The 19,185-nt window shown below is 62.2% G+C and carries 29 protein-coding genes and 1 pseudogene; 19 read left to right on the top strand and 11 right to left on the bottom strand.

The window, feature by feature from the left end; translation table 11 throughout:
• The 7 genes and pseudogenes from HMPREF2978_RS11450 to HMPREF2978_RS11420 form a co-directional block, all read right to left on the bottom strand.
• A pseudogene (locus tag HMPREF2978_RS11450) lies at positions 1 to 184 on the bottom strand (HNH endonuclease); the annotation flags it as partial.
• An 88-nt stretch (positions 185 to 272) separates the two neighbouring features.
• Positions 273 to 839, bottom strand: a complete 567-nt coding sequence (locus HMPREF2978_RS11445) for an Asp23/Gls24 family envelope stress response protein (protein WP_070745628.1) — start codon at positions 837 to 839, stop codon at positions 273 to 275.
• On the bottom strand, positions 832 to 1,410 hold the full coding sequence (locus HMPREF2978_RS11440; RefSeq protein WP_070527773.1) for a DUF6286 domain-containing protein: 579 nt from the start codon (positions 1,408 to 1,410) through the stop codon (positions 832 to 834). Before HMPREF2978_RS11440 ends, HMPREF2978_RS11445 begins: the two co-directional genes overlap by 8 nt.
• Positions 1,403 to 2,290 carry an Asp23/Gls24 family envelope stress response protein gene (locus HMPREF2978_RS11435; RefSeq protein WP_246818773.1) on the bottom strand — a complete coding sequence of 296 codons (888 nt, stop codon included), beginning with the start codon at positions 2,288 to 2,290 and terminating at the stop codon, positions 1,403 to 1,405. The genes HMPREF2978_RS11440 and HMPREF2978_RS11435 overlap by 8 nt, the downstream gene beginning before the upstream one ends.
• A complete protein-coding gene (locus tag HMPREF2978_RS11430) occupies positions 2,290 to 2,484 on the bottom strand; it encodes a hypothetical protein (RefSeq protein ID WP_010189668.1) in 195 nt (64 codons plus the stop codon). The genes HMPREF2978_RS11435 and HMPREF2978_RS11430 overlap by 1 nt, the downstream gene beginning before the upstream one ends.
• Positions 2,485 to 2,516: 32 nt before the next feature.
• Positions 2,517 to 2,822, bottom strand: coding sequence for a hypothetical protein (locus HMPREF2978_RS11425; RefSeq protein WP_070527776.1), 306 nt, complete (start codon positions 2,820 to 2,822; stop codon positions 2,517 to 2,519).
• 1 nt (position 2,823) lies between these two features.
• Positions 2,824 to 3,309 carry an Asp23/Gls24 family envelope stress response protein gene (locus tag HMPREF2978_RS11420; protein ID WP_070745627.1) on the bottom strand — a complete coding sequence of 162 codons (486 nt, stop codon included), beginning with the start codon at positions 3,307 to 3,309 and terminating at the stop codon, positions 2,824 to 2,826.
• A gap of 647 nt (positions 3,310 to 3,956) precedes the next feature.
• On the opposite strand from HMPREF2978_RS11420, the gene rpsJ reads away from it, so the two are divergent.
• The 12 genes from rpsJ (at position 3,957) to HMPREF2978_RS11360 (ending at position 10,025) form a co-directional block, all read left to right on the top strand.
• On the top strand, positions 3,957 to 4,262 hold the full coding sequence (gene rpsJ / locus HMPREF2978_RS11415) for a 30S ribosomal protein S10 (protein WP_003848085.1): 306 nt from the start codon (positions 3,957 to 3,959) through the stop codon (positions 4,260 to 4,262).
• Positions 4,263 to 4,297: 35 nt separating this feature from the next.
• The gene (rplC, locus tag HMPREF2978_RS11410; protein WP_070521756.1) at positions 4,298 to 4,954 is read left to right on the top strand and encodes a 50S ribosomal protein L3; all 657 of its coding nucleotides are present in this window, start codon (positions 4,298 to 4,300) and stop codon (positions 4,952 to 4,954) included.
• Entirely contained in the window at positions 4,951 to 5,613 is a 663-nt protein-coding gene (gene rplD, locus HMPREF2978_RS11405; protein ID WP_010189650.1) for a 50S ribosomal protein L4, read from the top strand. The genes rplC and rplD overlap by 4 nt, the downstream gene beginning before the upstream one ends.
• A complete protein-coding gene (gene rplW, locus HMPREF2978_RS11400; protein ID WP_046648478.1) occupies positions 5,613 to 5,915 on the top strand; it encodes a 50S ribosomal protein L23 in 303 nt (100 codons plus the stop codon). Before rplD ends, rplW begins: the two co-directional genes overlap by 1 nt.
• Positions 5,916 to 5,950: 35 nt before the next feature.
• Positions 5,951 to 6,787, top strand: a complete 837-nt coding sequence (gene rplB / locus HMPREF2978_RS11395) for a 50S ribosomal protein L2 (RefSeq protein ID WP_010189648.1) — start codon at positions 5,951 to 5,953, stop codon at positions 6,785 to 6,787.
• A gap of 13 nt (positions 6,788 to 6,800) precedes the next feature.
• Positions 6,801 to 7,079 carry a 30S ribosomal protein S19 gene (rpsS, locus tag HMPREF2978_RS11390; RefSeq protein ID WP_010189646.1) on the top strand — a complete coding sequence of 93 codons (279 nt, stop codon included), beginning with the start codon at positions 6,801 to 6,803 and terminating at the stop codon, positions 7,077 to 7,079.
• Positions 7,080 to 7,082: 3 nt separating this feature from the next.
• Positions 7,083 to 7,445 carry a 50S ribosomal protein L22 gene (gene rplV, locus HMPREF2978_RS11385; RefSeq protein WP_010189645.1) on the top strand — a complete coding sequence of 121 codons (363 nt, stop codon included), beginning with the start codon at positions 7,083 to 7,085 and terminating at the stop codon, positions 7,443 to 7,445.
• Positions 7,445 to 8,191, top strand: coding sequence for a 30S ribosomal protein S3 (rpsC, locus tag HMPREF2978_RS11380; RefSeq protein ID WP_010189644.1), 747 nt, complete (start codon positions 7,445 to 7,447; stop codon positions 8,189 to 8,191). Before rplV ends, rpsC begins: the two co-directional genes overlap by 1 nt.
• Before the next feature lie 3 nt (positions 8,192 to 8,194).
• The gene (gene rplP, locus HMPREF2978_RS11375; protein WP_070527782.1) at positions 8,195 to 8,611 is read left to right on the top strand and encodes a 50S ribosomal protein L16; all 417 of its coding nucleotides are present in this window, start codon (positions 8,195 to 8,197) and stop codon (positions 8,609 to 8,611) included.
• Positions 8,611 to 8,841 (top strand): 50S ribosomal protein L29, encoded by a 231-nt coding sequence (gene rpmC / locus HMPREF2978_RS11370; protein ID WP_010189642.1) that lies wholly within the window; start codon positions 8,611 to 8,613, stop codon positions 8,839 to 8,841. The genes rplP and rpmC overlap by 1 nt, the downstream gene beginning before the upstream one ends.
• 2 nt (positions 8,842 to 8,843) lie before the next feature.
• Positions 8,844 to 9,125 carry a 30S ribosomal protein S17 gene (gene rpsQ / locus HMPREF2978_RS11365; RefSeq protein ID WP_010189641.1) on the top strand — a complete coding sequence of 94 codons (282 nt, stop codon included), beginning with the start codon at positions 8,844 to 8,846 and terminating at the stop codon, positions 9,123 to 9,125.
• A gap of 189 nt (positions 9,126 to 9,314) precedes the next feature.
• On the top strand, positions 9,315 to 10,025 hold the full coding sequence (locus tag HMPREF2978_RS11360; RefSeq protein WP_070527785.1) for a hypothetical protein: 711 nt from the start codon (positions 9,315 to 9,317) through the stop codon (positions 10,023 to 10,025).
• A 51-nt stretch (positions 10,026 to 10,076) separates the two neighbouring features.
• Here the strand turns inward: HMPREF2978_RS11360 and HMPREF2978_RS11355 are convergent, their stop codons facing one another.
• Both HMPREF2978_RS11355 and HMPREF2978_RS11350 read right to left on the bottom strand, forming a co-directional pair.
• Positions 10,077 to 10,469, bottom strand: a complete 393-nt coding sequence (locus tag HMPREF2978_RS11355) for a hypothetical protein (protein WP_070527789.1) — start codon at positions 10,467 to 10,469, stop codon at positions 10,077 to 10,079.
• Positions 10,466 to 11,335 carry a carbohydrate kinase family protein gene (locus HMPREF2978_RS11350; RefSeq protein WP_070745647.1) on the bottom strand — a complete coding sequence of 290 codons (870 nt, stop codon included), beginning with the start codon at positions 11,333 to 11,335 and terminating at the stop codon, positions 10,466 to 10,468. The genes HMPREF2978_RS11355 and HMPREF2978_RS11350 overlap by 4 nt, the downstream gene beginning before the upstream one ends.
• Positions 11,336 to 11,356: 21 nt before the next feature.
• Between HMPREF2978_RS11350 and HMPREF2978_RS11345 the strand changes: the two genes are divergently transcribed.
• The 6 genes from HMPREF2978_RS11345 (at position 11,357) to HMPREF2978_RS11320 (ending at position 17,424) form a co-directional block, all read left to right on the top strand.
• Positions 11,357 to 12,682 (top strand): glycoside hydrolase family 32 protein, encoded by a 1,326-nt coding sequence (locus HMPREF2978_RS11345; RefSeq protein ID WP_070527792.1) that lies wholly within the window; start codon positions 11,357 to 11,359, stop codon positions 12,680 to 12,682.
• 112 nt (positions 12,683 to 12,794) lie between these two features.
• Entirely contained in the window at positions 12,795 to 14,801 is a 2,007-nt protein-coding gene (locus HMPREF2978_RS11340; protein WP_070745625.1) for a sucrose-specific PTS transporter subunit IIBC, read from the top strand.
• Between the two features lie 409 nt (positions 14,802 to 15,210).
• A complete protein-coding gene (gene rplN, locus HMPREF2978_RS11335) occupies positions 15,211 to 15,579 on the top strand; it encodes a 50S ribosomal protein L14 (protein ID WP_070527799.1) in 369 nt (122 codons plus the stop codon).
• 4 nt (positions 15,580 to 15,583) lie between these two features.
• Positions 15,584 to 15,898, top strand: coding sequence for a 50S ribosomal protein L24 (gene rplX, locus HMPREF2978_RS11330; protein WP_005527724.1), 315 nt, complete (start codon positions 15,584 to 15,586; stop codon positions 15,896 to 15,898).
• 1 nt (position 15,899) lies between these two features.
• Positions 15,900 to 16,451 carry a 50S ribosomal protein L5 gene (gene rplE / locus HMPREF2978_RS11325; protein ID WP_010189579.1) on the top strand — a complete coding sequence of 184 codons (552 nt, stop codon included), beginning with the start codon at positions 15,900 to 15,902 and terminating at the stop codon, positions 16,449 to 16,451.
• A gap of 187 nt (positions 16,452 to 16,638) precedes the next feature.
• On the top strand, positions 16,639 to 17,424 hold the full coding sequence (locus tag HMPREF2978_RS11320; RefSeq protein ID WP_070745623.1) for a formate/nitrite transporter family protein: 786 nt from the start codon (positions 16,639 to 16,641) through the stop codon (positions 17,422 to 17,424).
• On the opposite strand, the gene fdhD is transcribed toward HMPREF2978_RS11320, so the two are convergent.
• Both fdhD and HMPREF2978_RS11310 read right to left on the bottom strand, forming a co-directional pair.
• Positions 17,393 to 18,244 (bottom strand): formate dehydrogenase accessory sulfurtransferase FdhD, encoded by an 852-nt coding sequence (gene fdhD / locus HMPREF2978_RS11315; RefSeq protein ID WP_070527805.1) that lies wholly within the window; start codon positions 18,242 to 18,244, stop codon positions 17,393 to 17,395. The genes HMPREF2978_RS11320 and fdhD overlap by 32 nt on opposite strands.
• Positions 18,241 to 18,489 (bottom strand): DUF6457 domain-containing protein, encoded by a 249-nt coding sequence (locus HMPREF2978_RS11310; RefSeq protein WP_070745621.1) that lies wholly within the window; start codon positions 18,487 to 18,489, stop codon positions 18,241 to 18,243. Before HMPREF2978_RS11310 ends, fdhD begins: the two co-directional genes overlap by 4 nt.
• Before the next feature lie 311 nt (positions 18,490 to 18,800).
• On the opposite strand from HMPREF2978_RS11310, the gene rpsH reads away from it, so the two are divergent.
• On the top strand, positions 18,801 to 19,184 hold the full coding sequence (gene rpsH, locus HMPREF2978_RS11305; RefSeq protein ID WP_070527811.1) for a 30S ribosomal protein S8: 384 nt from the start codon (positions 18,801 to 18,803) through the stop codon (positions 19,182 to 19,184).
• Position 19,185: the final 1 nt, after the last annotated feature.

The following is a 19,185-nucleotide window of genomic DNA, read 5'->3' as shown; positions in this document are numbered from 1 at the left end:
GGGCTTTGCGTTGTTTGCCGCTAAAGCGGGTGGGGCCGAAGTACACCTGGTTAAGGTTTGCAAGCTCGGCGGCATCGGAGGCAGAAGCTCCGAGTGTGCGGAGTTCATCGGGTGTGCCAGGTATGTTTTCCACCAGTGCAATCCCCGAGTTGCGGAGGTGGATGTAGGTTTCAATGTCCCCCATGGGCACAGAGACTAAAACAGGTCTATGTACCCCGCAACCGGAGGGACAAATACCCAGCTCAGTGGCTGCTTATGAGCAGGAAAGAACCCTATGCGACCGCGTTGCGAACCTTCGTGAAATGAACCTTGTACCGCGTATCAAGATCCACGTCCGGGAAAGCGGCGCGGAAGTCACGGTCATTGACCTCAATAGCGTCCTTAATGCGCAGCAGTGGAGTATCGGGATCCGCCAGCACCTCATACTGCAGCGTCGGCCGCGAGCGGTCGTAGGCCACCAGCCGCGAGACCTTCTCCACGCCCTCAACCTCAGCGAGCGTATCCGCCACGGCCCCCGCAATCGCGGGCATCTCCGTCTTAATCGCGCCCTCCTCATTCGACTCCTCCGAGGGCACCGAGTTAAACCGATGGTGCCGCAGGTTGCTAATCACGAGCCACAGGCCGGTGAGGGCACAGATGATCGTCGCCAAGCCCAGCGCAAAGGGCCACCAGGACTGCTCTGGCAATCCAGCCCACGTGTCGTGGTCCACCCACGTGGCCAAGTACGTTGCGAAGGGCACGTCGAAGTGAATGAGAATCGGCCACACGCCCAAAGCTATGAGCAGGATTCCTAACACCGCAAGTATCGCGCGGTCCACACCCGCAAGCGTCTTAGACATTGGCGATATCCTCCTGTTCATTCTCAATCACCACGGTAACCTCCGGAGCCGGAGTGATGGCCGCCAGCGCCGCCGTCACCGCTTCAGACACGCGCTCCTTGAGCTGCGCATCATCAGCATCGCCCGTGGCCGTCACCGTAATACGGGAGCGCTCCTTAGTAATCTTCGCCCGACTCCGCGCCGCCGTGGTCCCCGGCACCCGACGCGCTGTTGCCGACGCCACCCGCGCAATATCCACCGCGCGCAGCCACATCGACGCATCCTCGGAGCCAATCCGCACGTGCGTTGTCTTCCGCGGAGCACACGCCGCCCACAACAGAATCAGCCCGACGACGATCGCCACGCCCCCGGCCACGAGCATCCATGTGTGAATCTCCGGCGAGGACATCACGTCGATGAACGGCTGCAGCCACGAGGTTCCGCCCTCATTGGCACCAATCACCCAGGCCTCACGCCCCACGACCACGGCGGCCGCGAGCAGCAAGATGCCCACGATGATGGTCCAGCCGCGTGCCGGCGGGGAGGCTTTCGGGCGTTGGCCAAAGCCAGCGGGCAGCGACTTCTCACTCATGATGGCCTCCTTCGCGGATGGTGATGGCGCGCAGCGGCACCGGACGCGGGACGTCTATCCGGCGGGTGAATTCGGCCGAGGGCCGAATCGTAATCGGGCGAAGCTGAAGCGGCGTGGCATGCGGGACGCGTAGGGGAGCAGCGGGCGGAAGCTCCACGCCGCGCGGCTCAACCGGGCGGGGTGCTTCGACGTGGCGCAGCGCGAACTCCCGTGGCGCCGGCACCGAGCGAACCTGCACCGGCGCGGGCTCGGTAACCGCGCGCAGCGGCTGCGGTTCGGCCGTGTGAATGGGGCGCAGCTCCTCGTAGCGATTCTCGCCAGGGCCGAAACCTTCCGTGCGTACCTTAACGTCCGCAGGCTTGCCGACGCCCCTCACCCGCACCGCCTCCGGCACACTCACCCCGCGCACCGGGACCGGCACAGGGGTTGACACCTGACGCACCGCGGCGTGCTGACTCACGTCCACCGGCTTCAAGGCACGCTCCGGAACAATCGCCGGAATCTGCGCCGACAGCGGCGTGCGTGTCTCAACAGCCAGCGCGGTTGTGCGCTCGCCTGGGACCGCGCCGCCCACCGTCACGTTGACGCGAGTGGTGCGAAAGCCCGTGAAATCGCGGACAGCCTCCTGGATTGCTGCGCGCACCGCCTTCGCAACCTCGGTGACGGGGGAGGGCCAGTAGACAGCAATGTCGACATCGACCGCCACCATCTGCGTATCCGGATCCATTTGCGCCATCACGCGCGGGAAGGCGCGGCCGGCGAGGCCGGCTAACTTGGCGTCGACAGCCGCGGTTCCCGGCACGCTCGCGATGGCGGAGCTAATGACCTTCTCCATCGCGCGCAGGGAAAAGCGGGTGCGGCCGTGCTTGGCGGTGCTCACTAGCCTCGGCCTCTATCCTGGCCGACCACGCCCTTCCACACCGCGGTGAGGTCAATGCGGCCGTCGAAATGCGCGCCGATGACGCCGCCCACCGCGGCGAGGAGCACCGCGAGCGCGACGTACCACACGCCGAGGTAGATGAAAAAGGCCAGAACCAAGCCAGCGATCACGCCGAGGGAGGTGTAGTTCTTCATGGTTTTCCTTTAGTTCTGTATGTCGGTTCCTTCTAGACCGCGTCGTCGAAGACCACGTCGACGCGGCGCACCGCGGGCCAGGTGGTGCGGACGGTGGTGCGGGTGACGTCGCCAAGCTCGGCGAGTGGAACACCTGCGCTGACATCAACGACGATGTGCAGCTCCAGGTGCGTGTCATCTTGCGGGTTAGGGCGGCGGATGCCGTGCACGCGCTCACCAGGAAAGAGCAGTGCGACCTCCCCGAACCGGCCGGGCGAGAGCTTGGCGACGCCCCTTAGATCCGTCACCGCCGCCGCTATGGACGTGGCAATGGGGAGGGTGAGCTCAGCAGAGGTCACGTTATGCCTGGCCCTGGGTAACCGCCGGGGCTGCCTCGGTGGACTCGTCTTCTTCGCGCGGCAGCTTGACGTCGTGGACGACGACGTCGACACGGTCCACGGACAGGCCGGTCATGCGCTCGACCGCATTCATGATGTTGCGGCGGATGGCCTCGGCGAGCTCGTGGATGGCCACGCCGTACTCGGCGATGATGGCGATATCGATGGAGGCGGTGCCGTTGTTGACCTCGACGCTCACACCCTGGCGAACGTCCTCGGAGGCGCCGAAGGACTCGCGGATGGAGCCCATCATGCGGGCGCCACCGCCGCCGAGGGCAGCGACACCGGAGACCTCACGGGCGGCGATGCCGGCAATCTTGGACACGACGACATCATCGATGCGGGTGGTGCCGAAATCGGTTTCCAGGTTCTTGTTGCGCTCCGGGGTGGTGTCGGCAGCCGGGGCGGTCTGCTCGGCGACGTCCTTGGGGGTGGTGTTTTCAGCCATGATGGTTCCCTCTCACTGTGTAGTTGATTTATGTTGGTATCTACGTCACGAGCTTAACCGCGAACGCGGAGCGTGGGGAGGCGGGGAGCTGATCCTTGGCCAAAACGTGATGTTACCCACTGTTTCTTCATAGGTTTGGAAAACGCGAGGTTACGTGCTTAAATACAGGGGTTGCTTTAACACAGCGACGTAGCCGCAGGCTCCAGCTTGTAGGGCGTTGTTGCTGGTAAGGCGAACATGACACCTTTGTTGTGGGGTTCTTTTAGAGCTACACGCGAAGGTCATCCGATCGGGCTAGGTCCGCGCTTGAGCAGAGACACCCCCGAGAAGATGGACCGGAGAAGGGGCATGGCAAATAAACAGCGGCAGTATATGAATAAGACTTTGGTTGCGGATCGTTGAGATCTAACGCCCCAGTCTTCTTCCTATTTACTTTGACTACGGGTCTTGTACCCCGTCACGAGCACTGCACTCTGGGCTTTGCCTTAAGTCACTCTCGTGGTCGTCATGACAGTCAGACAACTGGCGTTGAGCCATGGCTTCCAGCCCGGACAACGTTATAGAGAAATCGAGAAGCAATTTCCCACCGCTTCACGCCCCGGATACGCCGGGAATGTGAAAGTGGGGAAGCGAGGAAGAGGATAAGCGTGGCGGGACAAAAAATCCGCATTCGGCTGAAGGCCTACGACCACGAGGCCATCGACGCTTCTGCTAAGAAGATCGTCGAGACCGTTACCCGTACGGGTGCTCGTGTTGTCGGCCCGGTGCCGCTCCCAACCGAGAAGAACGTATACGCCGTTATTCGTTCTCCGCACAAGTACAAGGACTCTCGCGAGCACTTCGAGATGCGCACTCACAAGCGCCTCATCGACATTCTCGACCCGACCCCGAAGACCGTTGACGCCCTCATGCGCATCGACCTTCCGGCAAGCGTCGACGTGAATATCCAGTAAGCGATCGACACAACGTATTTGGTGGAGAACAAACAATGAGTGAAAACGAGATCAAGGGAATTCTGGGCACCAAGCTCGGCATGACCCAGGTCTTCGACGAGGAGAACCGCGTTGTGCCGGTGACCGTCGTCGAGGCTGGCCCGTGCGTGGTTACCCAGATCCGTACCAAGGAAACCGATGGCTACAACGCCATCCAGATTGCCTTCGGCGAGAAGGACCCGCGCAAGGCCAACAAGCCGGCCGCTGGTCACTTCAAGAAGGCTGGCGTGACCCCGCGCCGCTACGTCGCTGAGATCCGCATGGACGATACCTCCGCATACGAGGTCGGCCAGGAGGTCAAGGTGGACATCTTCGAGGGCGTTACCTTCGTTGACGTCACCGGCACCACCAAGGGTCACGGCTACGCTGGCGCCATGAAGCGCCACGGCTTCGCAGGCCAGGGCGCTGCCCACGGTAACCAGGCTGCTCACCGCCGCGTTGGTGGCATTGGTGGCGCTTCGTTCCCGGGCCGCGTCTTCAAGGGTAAGCGCATGGCTGGCCGCATGGGCCAGGACCGCGTGACCACCCAGAACCTGAAGATTCAGAAGATTGATGCCGAGTCCAACCTGCTGCTCATCAAGGGTGCTATCCCGGGTGCGCGCGGTGGCCTCGTCACCGTTAAGACCGCAGTGAAGGGCGGTGCACACGCATGAGCAACCTCAAGCTAGACGTCCAGACCGCTGACGGTAAGACCAACGGCACCGTTGAGTTGCCGGCCGAGCTCTTTGACACCGAGGCATCCATTGCTCTGATGCACCAGGTTGTCAACGCACAGCTCGCTGCTGCTCGTCAGGGTACCCACAAGACCAAGACTCGCGGCGAGGTCCGCGGCGGTGGTCGCAAGCCGTTCCGCCAGAAGGGCACCGGCCGCGCCCGCCAGGGCTCCATCCGTGCGCCGCACTACACCGGTGGTGGCACCGTGCACGGCCCGGTCCCGCGTGACTACTCCCAGCGCACCCCGAAGCGCATGATCAAGGCTGCTCTCTACGGCGCACTGTCTGACCGTGCACGTAACGAGCGCATCCACGTCATCGAGGAGCTCGTCCCGGGCCAGACCCCGTCCACCAAGCAGGCCAAGGCTTTCATCGAGCGCCTCACCGACCGCAAGAATGTTCTTCTGGTCATCGGCCGCGAGGACATCAATGCTCGCCGCAGCGCCAACAACCTGCCGAACGTCCAGATCCTGGACGCCGGCCAGCTGAACACCTACGACGTCCTCTACTCGGATGACGTTGTGTTCTCCGTTGAGGCTCTGCACACCTTCGTCGAGCGCGCTACCGGCGCCGCCGAGGAAGCTAAGGAGGAGAAGTAATGGCTAAGCTCGCTAACCCGCGCGACGTCATCATCGCACCGGTTGTGTCCGAGAAGTCCTACGGCCTGATGGAGCAGAACGTCTACACGTTCTACGTCTCCACGGACTCCAACAAGACCCAGATTAAAGATGCCGTCGAGCAGATCTTCGGCGTGAAGGTTGCTTCCGTGAACACCGTGAACCGTGCAGGCAAGCGCAAGCGCACCCGCACCGGCTTCGGTCAGCGTAAGTCCACCAAGCGCGCCTACGTGACGCTCCGTGAAGGCAGCGACTCCATCGACGTCTTCGGCGCAGGCGCTTAAGCCCCACCGAAGAGCCGAAAGGAAAAGGAAGAATTATGGCTATTCGTAAGTACAAGCCGACAACTCCGGGTCGCCGCGCATCCTCCGTGTCCGAGTTCGAGGAAATCACTCGCTCGACCCCGGAGAAGTCCCTGCTGCGCCCGCTGAGCAAGACTGGTGGTCGTAACAACTACGGCCGCATCACCACCCGCCACATCGGCGGTGGCCACAAGCGCCGTTACCGTCTGATCGACTTCCGTCGTACCGACAAGGACGGCATCCCTGCAAAGGTTGCTCACATCGAGTACGACCCGAACCGTACCGCTAACATCGCTCTGCTGCACTACGCAGACGGCGAGAAGCGCTACATCATCGCCCCGAAGGGCCTGAAGCAGGGCACCATCGTTGAGGCTGGTCCGAACGCAGATATCAAGGTTGGCAACAACCTGCCGCTGCGCAATATCCCGACTGGTACCACCATCCACGCTGTGGAGCTCAAGCCGGGCGCTGGCGCTAAGCTGGCCCGCTCCGCTGGTGCTTCCATCCAGCTGCTGGGTAAGGAAGGCAAGTACGCCATCCTGCGTATGCCGTCCTCCGAGATCCGTCGCGTCGACATCCGTTGCCGCGCCACCGTCGGTGAGGTTGGCAACGCCGACCAGATGAACATCCGCTGGGGCAAGGCCGGCCGTATGCGCTGGAAGGGCGTCCGCCCGACCGTCCGCGGTGTCGTTATGAACCCGGTTGACCACCCGCACGGTGGTGGTGAGGGTAAGACCTCGGGTGGTCGCCACCCGGTGTCGCCGTGGGGCCACAAGGAAGGCCGCACCCGCAACCCGAACCGTTACTCGAACAACATGATCGTGCGCCGTCGTCGCCCGAACAAGAAGCGCTAAGAGGAGGTAAACAATGCCACGCAGCCTTAAGAAGGGCCCGTTCGTCGATGAGCACCTCCTCAACAAGGTTGATGCTCAGAACGAGGCCGGCACCAAGCAGGTCATTAAGACCTGGTCTCGCCGTTCCACCATCCTGCCCGACTTCATCGGTCACACCTTCGCCGTCCACGACGGCCGCAAGCATGTGCCGGTGTTCGTTGAGGACTCCATGGTTGGTCACAAGCTCGGTGAGTTCGCACCCACCAAGACCTTTAAGGGTCACGTCAAGGACGACAAGAAGGGACGTCGATAAGCGATGAGTGACACCATCACCTCCGCATCCGCAACGGCTCGCTACGTCCGCGTTACCCCGATGAAGGCACGCCGCGTCATCGACCTGGTCCGCGGTAAGTCCGTAGCCGAGGCACTTGCAATCCTGAAGTACGCTCCGCAGGGCGCCGCTGAGCCGGTTGCCAAGGTTGTTGCATCCGCAGCTGCCAACGCTGAGAACAACTTCGGCCTGGATCCGCGCACCCTGGTCATCTCCGAGGCTTATGCCAACGAGGGTCCGACCATGCGTCGTTTCCAGCCGCGCGCACAGGGCCGCGCATTCATGATTCGTAAGCGCACCAGCCACATCACCGTGGTTGTCGAGAGCCAGAAGGAAGGGGCCAAGTAATGGGCCAGAAGATCCATCCTCACGGCCTACGTTTGGGCATCACTTCCGACTGGAAGACCCACTGGTACGCCGATAAGGACTACGCAAACTACGTAGCCGAAGACATCAAGATCCGCGAGTACCTGGAGAAGGGCCTCGACCGCGCCGGCATCGCCGACGTCGTCATCGAGCGCACCCGCGACCGCGTCCGCGTGGACATTCACACCGCCCGCCCGGGCATCGTGATTGGCCGCCGCGGCGCTGAGGCTGACCGTATCCGCCGCGAGCTGGAGAAGCTCACCGGCAAGATGGTTGCTCTCAACATCCTCGAGGTCAAGCAGGTCGACGCCAACGCAACCCTGGTTGCACAGTCTGTCGCTGAGCAGCTGGTTAACCGCGTGGCTTTCCGCCGCGCAATGCGCAAGGCCATCCAGTCCGCTATGCGCCAGCCGCAGGTCAAGGGTATTAAGATCCTCCTGTCTGGTCGCCTGGGCGGTGCTGAGATGTCCCGCACCGAGCGCTACCACGAGGGTCGCGTTCCGCTGCACACCCTTCGCGCCGAAATCGATTACGGCACCGCAGAGGCCCACACCACCTTCGGCCGCATCGGCATCAAGGTGTGGATCTACAAGGGTGACGTTGTCGGTGGCGTCCGCGAGTCCGAACTGAACGCTCCGGCGCAGGGCCGTGGCCGCGGTGACCGCAACGGTCGTCCGCGTCGTGGTGGCCAGCGTCGCCAGCGCGCACAGCAGAAGCAGGAGGGCTAATCCATGCTGATTCCTAAGCGCGTCAAGTACCGTCGCCAGCACCGCCCGAACCGCTCGGGTGTGTCCAAGGGCGGTAACCGCATCAACTTCGGTGACTACGCCATCCAGGCTCTCGAGCCGGCGTACATCACCAACCGCCAGATTGAGGCCGCACGTATTGCCATCAACCGCCACGTCAAGCGTGGTGGCAAGGTGTGGATCAACATCTTCCCGGACCGTCCGCTGACCCAGAAGCCGCTCGGCGTGCGTATGGGTTCCGGTAAGGGTCCCGTCGAGAAGTGGGTTGCCAACGTTAAGCCGGGCCGCATCCTCTTCGAGATGACCTACCCGAACGAAGCTACCGCCATCGAGGCTCTGCGCCGCGCCGGCCAGAAGCTTCCGTGCAAGGTCCGCATCATCAAGAAGGAGGACCAGTTCTAATGGCTACCGGTACCCCCGCCCACGAGTTCCGTGAGCTCGACAACGCTGAGCTGGAAAACCGCCTGAAGGATGCGAAGGAAGAGCTCTTCAACCTTCGTTTCCAGAAGGCCACCGGCCAGCTGACCAACAACCGCCGCATCGGCACGGTTAAGCGCGACATCGCCCGCATCTACACCGTTCTGCGCGAGCGTGAGCTGGGCCTGTCCGTTGCTCCGGGAGCTGAGGCTTAATCATGAGTGAGGCAAACGTGAACACTAAGAAGGAAAAGGGCGCTCGCAAGACCCGCACCGGCATCGTTGTCTCCGACAAGATGAATAAGACCATCGTTGTCGAGCTCGAGGACCGCAAGCAGCACGCCCTCTACGGCAAGATTATGCGCACTAACAAGAAGGTTAAGGCGCACGACGAGAACGAGACCGCCGGCATCGGCGACCGCGTTCTCATCGCCGAGACTCGCCCGCTGTCCAAGGACAAGCACTTCCGTCTCGTCGAGATCGTTGAGAAGGCTAAGTAAAATCTAGCTCTCCTCGATAGCAGTGGCCCCCACGGTGACCGTGGGGGCCATTTTTCATGCGCTCTTCGCTCCCACATCCGACACGCTACAGACAACAGCCTGACAGGGGAGCGGTCTCCAGGTATGCGGATTAAGCTGCGGGAACGTGTTAGGGTAAGGCCGTTCATCTCTTGAAAGGTCATTCTCCTTATGTCCGCGTTCTCTCGTTCTTTGCTAACCCTTGCCTGCGCTTCCTCCATGGCAGCCCTCGTCGGTTGTGCCGCGGAGGAGACTGCCCCCGTTGCTGCCGACGCCCCGGCTGTGGAATCTGCCGCGGACGTTTCAACTACGCAGGCCGAACCGGAATCGGACGCGCAGCCGCAGCCGAGCACTGAAGCTGCCGGGCCCAACCCGACGCTGCCAGCGGGCTATAGACCTGGGGCTGCTGATTCAGGCCCGAAGCCATCCCATGCACAAGACGCAGCTAAAGACGGCGCAGGGAACTCCGCCGCCAGCGGCATCGAAAAGTGCGTGTATCGGAAGGATCGCGTCCGCGGCGAGGGCAATCCTGCCGATGTCCCCTCCACCGTCTCGGGCACGGTGTACAAGGCTGAGGCAGGCGATCTCGACGGCGGTGAGCCAGGCATTGTCTTGCCCGAATACGCGTCGGAAGAGGTCTGGGTCTTGGCCTTAGACGCGCCCACCACGCTGAGTGGCTTCAAGAGCGGCAGCCCGAAACGCGAGACGATAACCTACGCGGGCAAGGAATGCATTGGGCTCCTTGAAAAGGGCGCGTGGGCGGGCTACGAAGGCAAGCACGTCACACTGCCCTTTGAACCCGACCGCGGCTGGTGGCAAAGCGATGTGAGTGTTCCGATGGGTGGGCTGCGCGTGGATTATACTCCCGACGAGGTCCAATAGCGCGGCGCAGCCGTTAGAGCCGCAACACTTCAGCATGAGGCGGCCGAGTAGCTAGCGCTCACCCCGGTGCGTCAACGCGATAGCGAGGCAAAACGCACTGAGCACCGCACCTACTGCGAGAAGGAAGGTGCCGATGCGATAGGGCATAGCGCTGACCAAGTCGATGGTGTTGTAGATCCGCAGCCACACCAGCCAGCCGCTGATGAGTGCAACGCCCCCAACAGCAGAAAGCGCGCGCAAACCGCGGGTGGGGCGCTGGGAGGGGGAGAAGGCGTGGTAGGAGGCGTCGACAAGCGCGAGTGCGGAAAGCAATACCGAGGCCCACGCCGCCAGCGGCACCGGTAGTAGTGCCGCGCTACCGAAGAGCACCGGCAGGATAAAGGCCACGCCCACCAGTACGAAAAGTAGGCCGTGCAGTATGCCGGCGCGCAGGGGGTATTTCATAAGCGTTCCTCCACCTCAGAGAACGTGGGCGACTGCGCGCCCGTGCGGGAGACCGTCATGGCTGCGGCCGTCGCCGCAAAGTGCAGGATCTCCCGCCACTCCTCGGCGCCCAAAGCGTTGATATCCCGCTCCACCAATTGGCTGAGCAGCGCGGCCATCACCGTGTCACCGGCGCCGATGGTGTCCGCTACCTCTACCGTGACCGGCGGGACCTGCACCGATACCGAATCTGTGCGCACACTGAGCCCCTCCGCGCCGCGCGTGGTTACGACCACAGGCACCTGTGTCAGCGCGTCTTCACCCAGGAACTCAACTTCTTCCTTGCTGAGTTTCAGCAGCGTGACGTGCGGCAGCAGCGATAGCAAGAATTCGCGATGTTCCGGCGTGGCGAAGAAGGGGCGAATGTTGGGATCCAACGCCACCTTGGTGCCCTTCGCGGCGAGCTCCTTCAGCAGCGCGGCATAACGGGAAGCACCGGGCTCTAGGGCCAAGGAGACGGTGCCGAAGCAGGTCCAGGGGACGTCGGCAAGCACAGGCTCTACCAGGCGGTCCGCCGTGCCCTCCGTGTAGAAGGAATAGGTGGCCGAGCCGTCCTCGCCGATGTTGCAGACCGCCAGCGTCGTGGGTTCCTCGCCCCGCTGCACGAGCGAGGTATCCACGCCCTCCTCACTAAGGCGCTCCATGAGCGCTTGCCCGAAAGCATCCCGCGAGAGCCGAGACTGAAATCCCACGCTAGCGCCCAAACGCCCCGCCGCAACCGCCACGTTGAAGGGACCGCCGCCCAACGCCGGTGTTAAGTCCGCCAGCTGCCCGTGCTCCCGCGGAACGAGGTCAACGAGGCCTTCGCCACACACCATAATGTCCATGGAACCCATACTATCGAGAGCATGAACTACCGTCCGCTTTTCCACCTCTCTCCGCCCTCCGGCCGCCTCAATGACCCCAACGGAGTTTTCATCGACGGCGACAACCTGCACGTTTATTATCAGCACGACCCCTGCTTCCCGCACGCAGCGAAGCAGACGGGCTGGGGACATGCCGTGGCTTCCTTGAGCGAGGCGAAGCCGTGGCGGCACTACCCGGACGCGCTGTACCCCATCCGTGAGCACGACGCCCACGGTTGCTACTCGGGCGGTGCGGTGGTCGACGGTGAAGATGTCTGGCTGTTTTATACCGGCAACCTGAAGCGCGACGGCGCGCGGATTCCCTCGCAGAACCGCGTCCGTGCCGTAGATGCGGGTGGTCCAGAAGGCGGCGTGTACGAGCACGATCCCGCGAACCCACTCATCAATGGGCCCGCGGAGGGCTTCACGGGGCATTACCGCGATCCCCAGATCGCCCGTGACAAGGACGGCTGGCGCATGGTGCTCGGCGCCCAGGCGGAGGATGAAACGGGGCACGTGGTGCTCTACCGTTCTAAGGATCTGGCGCAGTGGTCCTTCCAAGGTGCGCTCACCTTTGACACCTCGGGCGCTGAGCCGGGCCTGAGCCCCGACCTGGTGCCGGGCGGCTACATGTGGGAATGTCCCAACCTCGTCACTATGCGTGACCGCGCGACGGGGGAGGACAAGGACGTCCTGGTCATCTGCCCGCAAGGTCTTGAGCCTGCGCTTGCCGACGACACCACGCACTACGCCTCCTCCGATCAGTGCGGCTACCTCGTGGGCCGTCTGGAGGGCACGGTCTTCCACGTGGAGCGAGGTTTTAGCGAGCTGGACTATGGCCACCAGTTTTATGCGCCACAGCTGGTGGAAAAGGATGGCGAGGCCATCATGCTCGGGTGGATGGGGTTGCCCGCGCAGGATGACACCCCGACGGTTGCCCAGGGCTGGGTCCACACGCTGACCCTGCCGCGGCGCGTGTGGCTGGAGGATGGCTGGTTGCGCCAGGCGCCGTTGTGGTCCCTTCCTTCAGTGCCCGCGGAGTCGGCGCGAGAGGGGTTCGGTTCGGTAGCCACGCTGACGGCCGGTGAGGGGACGTACGTGCTTGTCGACGACTCCGGGGCCGAGGCCTTCCGCGTCACTTACGGCGGGAGAGAGTTGCGGCTGAGCTCTGGTGAGGATGAGCGCGTCGTGCCGTGCCCGGCGGGTTCTGTGGAGCTCATCGCGGATGGCTGCGCGGTGGAGGTCTTCGCGGGCGATGGGCGGATTGCGGGGGCGTCGGCAGTCTTTGGCGCCAGCGATGCTCGTTGGAACGGCTGGGAGGCCCGTTAGGGTGTGAACTCTCCTATATTTGCGCCCGATTACTTGGCTTTATGTTGGGCAGCGTGTCTAATAAGAGGTGACGCTATTTAGTTCATCTCACTCTCCGAGGAGGCACGCCGGAATGGATCACTCACAGGTTGCGGCGCGAATACTCTCAGCCATCGGCGGCGAGGACAACATCGTGGCGCTGGCGCACTGCGCCACCCGCCTGCGCATGGTGCTGAAAGACAGCAAGAAGGTCGACAAGGCCGCGCTGGAAAACGATCCGGATCTCAAGGGTATCTTTGAGGCCGGCGGCATGTTCCAGGTCATCGTCGGCCCGGGCGATGTCAACATCGTCTTTGACCAGCTCAACAAAATAACCACCAAGGACATCGCGGTCTCCACCGACAAGCTCAAGGACATTGCCGCGGATTCCGGCAACTGGTTCTCCCGCGCGGTGAAGGTCCTCGCGGATATCTTCGTGCCGCTCATCCCGATTCTGGTCGGCGGCGGTCTGCTCATGGCGCTCAATAACGTGATGACCGTCAACGGCCTGTTCGGTGAGCAGTCCGTTATTGAGATGTTCCCGGCTATGGCCGATGTTGCCGGGCTTATTAACCTCTTGGCCTCGGCGCCGTTTGCCTTCCTGCCTATCTTGGTGGGCTTTACTGCCACCAAGCGCTTTGGCGGTAATGAATTCCTCGGCGCTGGCATGGCCATGGCGATGGTGATGCCGGACCTGGTCAATGGTTACCAAGTGGCCGCGACCATCGAGGCAGGGGAGATGACCTACTGGAACATCTTCGGCCTCGACGTGGCCCAAGCCGGCTACCAAGGTTCCATCCTGCCGATTCTGGTCATTGCCTGGATTCTTGCCACGATAGAGAAATTTCTGCACAAGCACCTCAAGGGCACGGTGGACTTCCTGCTTACCCCGCTGCTGACGTTGCTGGTCACGGGCTTCATCACCTTCATCGCGGTGGGCCCGGTGCTGCGCACTGCGGGCGATATGCTCGGCGCGGGTCTTAATGACCTGTACACCTTCGCCGGCCCGGTGGGCGGCTTTATCTTTGGTCTGTTCTACTCGCCGATTGTCATCACGGGCCTGCACCAATCCTTCCCGCCGATTGAGACGATGCTGTGGAACGAGGGTGGCTCCTTCATTTTCGCGGTGGCTTCCGTGGCCAACATTGCCCAGGGTGGCGTGGCTTTGGCGGTGTACTTCCTCGCCCGCTCTGAGAAGCTCAAGGGCCTGTCCGGTGCCTCGGGTGTGTCCGCGCTCTTCGGTATTACCGAGCCCGCCATCTTCGGTGTGAACCTGCGGCTGCGCTGGCCGTTCTACATCGGCATGGGCGCGTCCGCGATTGCGGCGACGCTCATTGCGCTTTTCGACGTCAAAGCAACCGCCCTCGGCGCCGCCGGCTTCATCGGCTTTGTCTCCATGCGCCCTGAGGATTACACGCAGTTCTTTATCTGCGCCTTTACCTCTTTGATCCTCGCTTTTGGTGTGGCCTTTGGCTATGGCCGCTACCTGATTGCCAAGAATGGTTCCATCGACCCCGATGAGACCGGTGCTGAAGGCACCGGTGTAGGTGGCGCGGTTCCTGCCGCCACCGCCGACCCGAACGCCTTCCGCGTGGCCTCCCCGCTGGCTGGAAAAGCTATTGCCTTGGAATCGGTCTCGGACCCGATGTTTGCCGCCGGCAAGCTGGGCGCGGGCGCGGCCGTCGAGCCGACCGAGGGGCGCCTCGTCTCCCCGATTGACGGCAAGGTGACCGTCACCTTCCCCTCCAAGCATGCTTATGCCGTGCGCGGCAAGGATGCCGACGGCAACAACGTGGACATCCTCATGCACATCGGCTTCGATACCGTGAACCTGAAGGGCGAGCACTTCACCTCGCACGTGTCTAAGGGCGATGAGGTGAAGGCCGGCGAGCTTCTCTGTGAGTTCGACATCGAGGCCATCAAGGCGGCCGACTACCCGGTGACCACGCCGGTCGTCGTGTCCAACTCGAAGAAGACGGGCCCGGTCTTGCCGGCCTTTGCCACGGGCGAGGAGATCTCCTTCGGCGAGGCACTTCTCACCGTGGACCCGAAACCGGAACCTGTTGATGCAGCACCTGCCGCATCAGCCTCCAAGGCCTAGGGGCGCTTCAGTGGACAAGGCCTAGGGCCCGTCCGCCGCTTCCACAAGTGCAGACCTGGAAGTGCAGACCTGCTGGTCGTCGCCAAGCACTGCGCGTGCGCTTCACGACGCCACCAGCGCCTCTGCACTTTGAGGTCTGCACATTTGGGTTTGAGGGGATGAGAAGTGTCGTGGGCCAGGGAAGTGGTGCAGCGCGCGATTTGGGGAAATGGCCAAGGTCATGCTTGAATGTATGGGTTGCATATGGCCGGTCGGTGCAGTGCGATGCGTTTCCGAATCGCCGCACCGAGACCCTTCGACCGCTGTGAACAGCGAGTTCGTCGCACAGCCTGTGCCACGTAAGCAAGTAGACCAGGTGTGTCAAGGACGGAAATCTTGACGCACGTTAATCCAGGTCAGGAGACCCATAGTGATTCAGCAAGAATCGCGTCTGCGCGTCGCCGACAACTCCGGTGCACGAGAGATTCTCGTCATCCGCGTTCTCGGCGGCTCCGTTCGACGTTTCGCTGGCATTGGTGACATCGTCGTCGCCACTGTCAAGGAAGCCATCCCGGGTGGCAACGTAAAGGAAGGCGACATCGTCAAGGCCGTCATCGTACGCGCCAAGAAGGAGACCCGTCGTCCGGACGGCTCCTACATCGCATTCGATGAAAACGCCGCAGTTATTCTCAAGGGTGACAACGAGCCGCGCGGTACTCGCATCTTCGGCCCGGTTGCTCGCGAACTTCGTGACAAGCGCTTCATGAAGATCGTTTCTCTCGCACCGGAGGTGATCTAGTCTTATGAAGATTCATAAGGGCGATATGGTGATCGTCATTTCGGGCCCGGACAAGGGCGCGAAGGGCAAGGTCATCGAGGCATACCCGAAGCGCGACAAGGTCCTCGTTGAGGGCGTCAATCGCGTCAAGAAGCACGTTGCTAACTCCGCTACCGAGCGTGGCGCCGAGTCCGGCGGAATCGTGACCCAGGAAGCTCCGATCCACGTGTCCAACGTTGCGATCGTTGACTCCGAGGGCAACCCGACCCGCGTGGGCTACCGTTTCGACGAGAACGGCAAGAAGGTCCGCATCGCACGTAGCAACGGGAAGGACATCTAAAATGAGCGAGAACTACACTCCGCGTCTGAAGACCCGCTACCGCGAGGAAATCAAGAAGGCTCTGAACGAAGAGTTCAAGTACGAGAACGTGATGCAGATTCCGGGCGTCACCAAGGTTGTCGTCAACATGGGTGTGGGCGACGCTGCCCGCGACTCCAAGATGATCAACGGCGCTCTCGAGGACCTCACCGCTATCACCGGCCAGAAGCCGCAGGTGCGTCGCGCTAAGAAGTCCATCGCTAACTTCAAGCTCCGTGAGGGCATGCCCATCGGCGCACGCGTTACCCTGCGCGGCGACCGCATGTGGGAGTTCCTGGACCGCCTGCTGACCATCGCGCTGCCGCGTATTCGCGACTTCCGCGGTCTCTCCGACCAGCAGTTCGACGGCCACGGCAACTACACCTTCGGTCTCAGCGAGCAGACCATGTTCTACGAGATCGACATCGACAAGGTGGACCGCCCGCGTGGTATGGACATCACCGTCGTGACCTCCGCTACCAACGACGAAGAGGGCCGCAAGCTCCTGCGCGAGCTCGGCTTCCCGTTCAAGTAACGTAGCGAACTCTTTTGCCCGATGAAGGGCGAAGGCCATCCCCGGCACTCCGCAAGGAGGCCGGGGATTTTTGCGCCTGCACGTCCTTCTAGGGGGGCAAGGCAGAGTCAGTGCTTCCTATGAGGATCGAACAAGCGGGGAGTAAACTACTGGCGTCTGCGAACTAACGATTCCCCTGAGGTGAATGATGTCCCTGAATGACGCTGTGGCAGCTGCGGTGAAGAAGAAGGTCACGTTGCTCGATGAATCCTTCGCCCGTTTTGCCGTGCGCTCCACCCTGGCGGGCGTGTACCTCGCTATCGGCACGGCGTTTGCTGCGGTGATGGGGATGGGCGTCGAGAAGCATGTGGAAGGTCTGGGCTCGCTGGTCTTTGCATGCCTGTTCGGCTTGGGACTGTTTGCCATCGTCCTTCTTGGCGCGGAGCTGGCCACCGGCAACATGATGTACATGGTCTATGGCGCCGCAGCAAAGCAGGTGGGCTGGGGCAAGGCCCTGTGGCTGCTGGTGGTGACGACGCTGTTCAACCTGGTTGGTGCCGCCCTCTTTGCCGCAGCCATGGGAATGTCGGCCAAGCTGGGCGACATCGACCCGAACCATCTCATCGCAAACCTCGCGATGGGCAAGCTCATCAAGGGCCCAGGCGGGCTGCTGGTGGAGGCTATGCTGGCCAACTTCGTGGTCAACATGGCTATCGTCGGCGCGGTCTTTGCCAAGGATGTGGTATCCAAGTTCTTCGTCATCGTGCCGATCATCGCCTGCTTTGTGGGCCTGGGGCTGGAGCACGTTATCGCCAACTTCTGCCTGATGACCCTGACCTTCTTCTGTGCCAGTCCGCTGCCTGAGGGCTTTACTCTCGGTGCGGTCCTGGCCAACTGGTCCATCGTGTGGGTGGGAAACCTCATCGGCGGCGGCTTCCTTATTGGCGGCGTGTATGCCTGGCTTAACTCTGGCCCGGAAGCGTACCGCGATTAAGTTCGCCCGAGTAGAGGTTGAAGCGGTCGCCGCGCGCGAAGCCAACCAGCGCCATGCCGGTCTCCCGGGCGGTTTCCACGGCTAGGGAGGAAGCCGCCGAAACCGCAACGAGCATGCCAAAGCCGGCCATCGCCGCTTTGTTGACCAGCTCGAAACTGGCGCGCGAACTCATGACGAGAATGAGGTCACTGGCAGGTAGCATGCCTTCCATGAGTAGGTGGCCAATGACTTTATCGGCGGCGTTGTGCCTGCCGACGTCCTCGCGCACCACGATGGGCTCGCCGTCGAGAGTAAAGGCCCCAGCGGCGTGAATGCCGCCGGTCTTGCGGAACTGTTTTTGCTCCCGCTTCAGGGTCTCGGGCAGCTTGGCGACGACCCCCGGATCCACCGGCACCTGCGGAATCTCGTAGCGGCTCTGCTTCATCAGCGCCTCGATGGAGGAAGTGCCGCACACCCCGCAGGCGGATGTGGTGGTGGTCAGGCGCAGATCAGCCAGCGTGATGGCGTGCGGGTTAGTTAGCTCGACATCCAGCAGATTATAGGGATTGCGCCCGTCCGCGGAGGCGCCCGCGCAATAGCGGGCCTCCTTGAGGTCGCTTGCGGAGCTGATATGGCCTTCCGAGTGGAGGAAACCGTGGGCCAACTCGACGTCGTGGCCCGGCGTGCGCATCGTCGTGGTCAACGTCTGCCCGCCCACGCGGATCTCCAAGGGCTCTTCGCCCGTGACGGTATCGCCGCGCGTATCGACCTGTATGACCTGCCCGTCTTCGTTGAGGCGCACCTTTGTTACGGCGAAGGTGGCGTTGACGCGACCACTCATCGGTTGAGGGCCTCCTTCAACGTGGCGATATGCGCGCGGGCTTCCTGGGGGTTTGTGGAAGCTAAGCCCACTAGGTACGCCGTCAGGGGAGCAGCGGGACGGGACTGGGTATGCGCAACGTCCTTGGTCAGATCGAGAAGTTCCTTGACCAGGGCGGTGGCCTCCTCAGGGGAGACTCCGATTAGCTCGGCGGCCTCTTCCAGCCACTGATGGGCGGTGCGGATCGGATCAGGTGTTTCGCTCATGGCTTCCTATGCTAACGCGTTTTGGAAAACTGCATGTCAGCGGGTAGAGTAATCCGACGGACTTGCATTTTTCCACTCCTGCGCCGCGAAAACAGTGCAGGAGGTGCGGAAACGTGCCAAGCCGGAAGAATTGAAAATCATCTACTTTGTTGTAGGCCCCTCGCCGTAGATAGCGGACCGTTGTCTGTATCAAAGGGTGGCGAGCGCCTCGCGGTATTGACTGCGGGGAGCGTGAGTAGCCCGAAATCACACGGAAAACGCTTTGGTGAGCATTATGGGAACCGCAACGAGAAAGGTTAAAGGTCACTCATATGACTATGACTGATCCTATTGCCGACATGCTGTCGCGCGTGCGCAACGCATCTAATGCGCACCACGACGTCGTGTCGATGCCGACCTCCAAGCTCAAGGCGAACATCGCTGAGATCTTGAAGCAGGAAGGCTACATCGCTGACTACTCCGTCGAGGGCCGCGAGCTGTCCCTCGAGCTTAAGTACAACAACCGTGAGCGTTCCCTCTCGGGTCTGCGTCGCGTGTCTAAGCCGGGTCTGCGTGTGTACGCAAAGTCCACCGAACTGCCGCAGGTTCTGGGCGGCCTGGGCGTGGCCATCATCTCCACGTCCCAGGGTCTGCTCACCGACCGTCAGGCTCAGGAGAAGGGTGTAGGCGGAGAAGTTCTCGCCTACGTCTGGTAAG

The sequence above is a fragment of the Corynebacterium sp. HMSC074C01 genome (genome assembly GCF_001814605.1).
Classification (GTDB): domain Bacteria; phylum Actinomycetota; class Actinomycetes; order Mycobacteriales; family Mycobacteriaceae; genus Corynebacterium.
The sequence above is the reverse complement of the archived record's forward strand: the minus strand, read 5'-3'. Positions and strand labels throughout refer to the sequence as shown.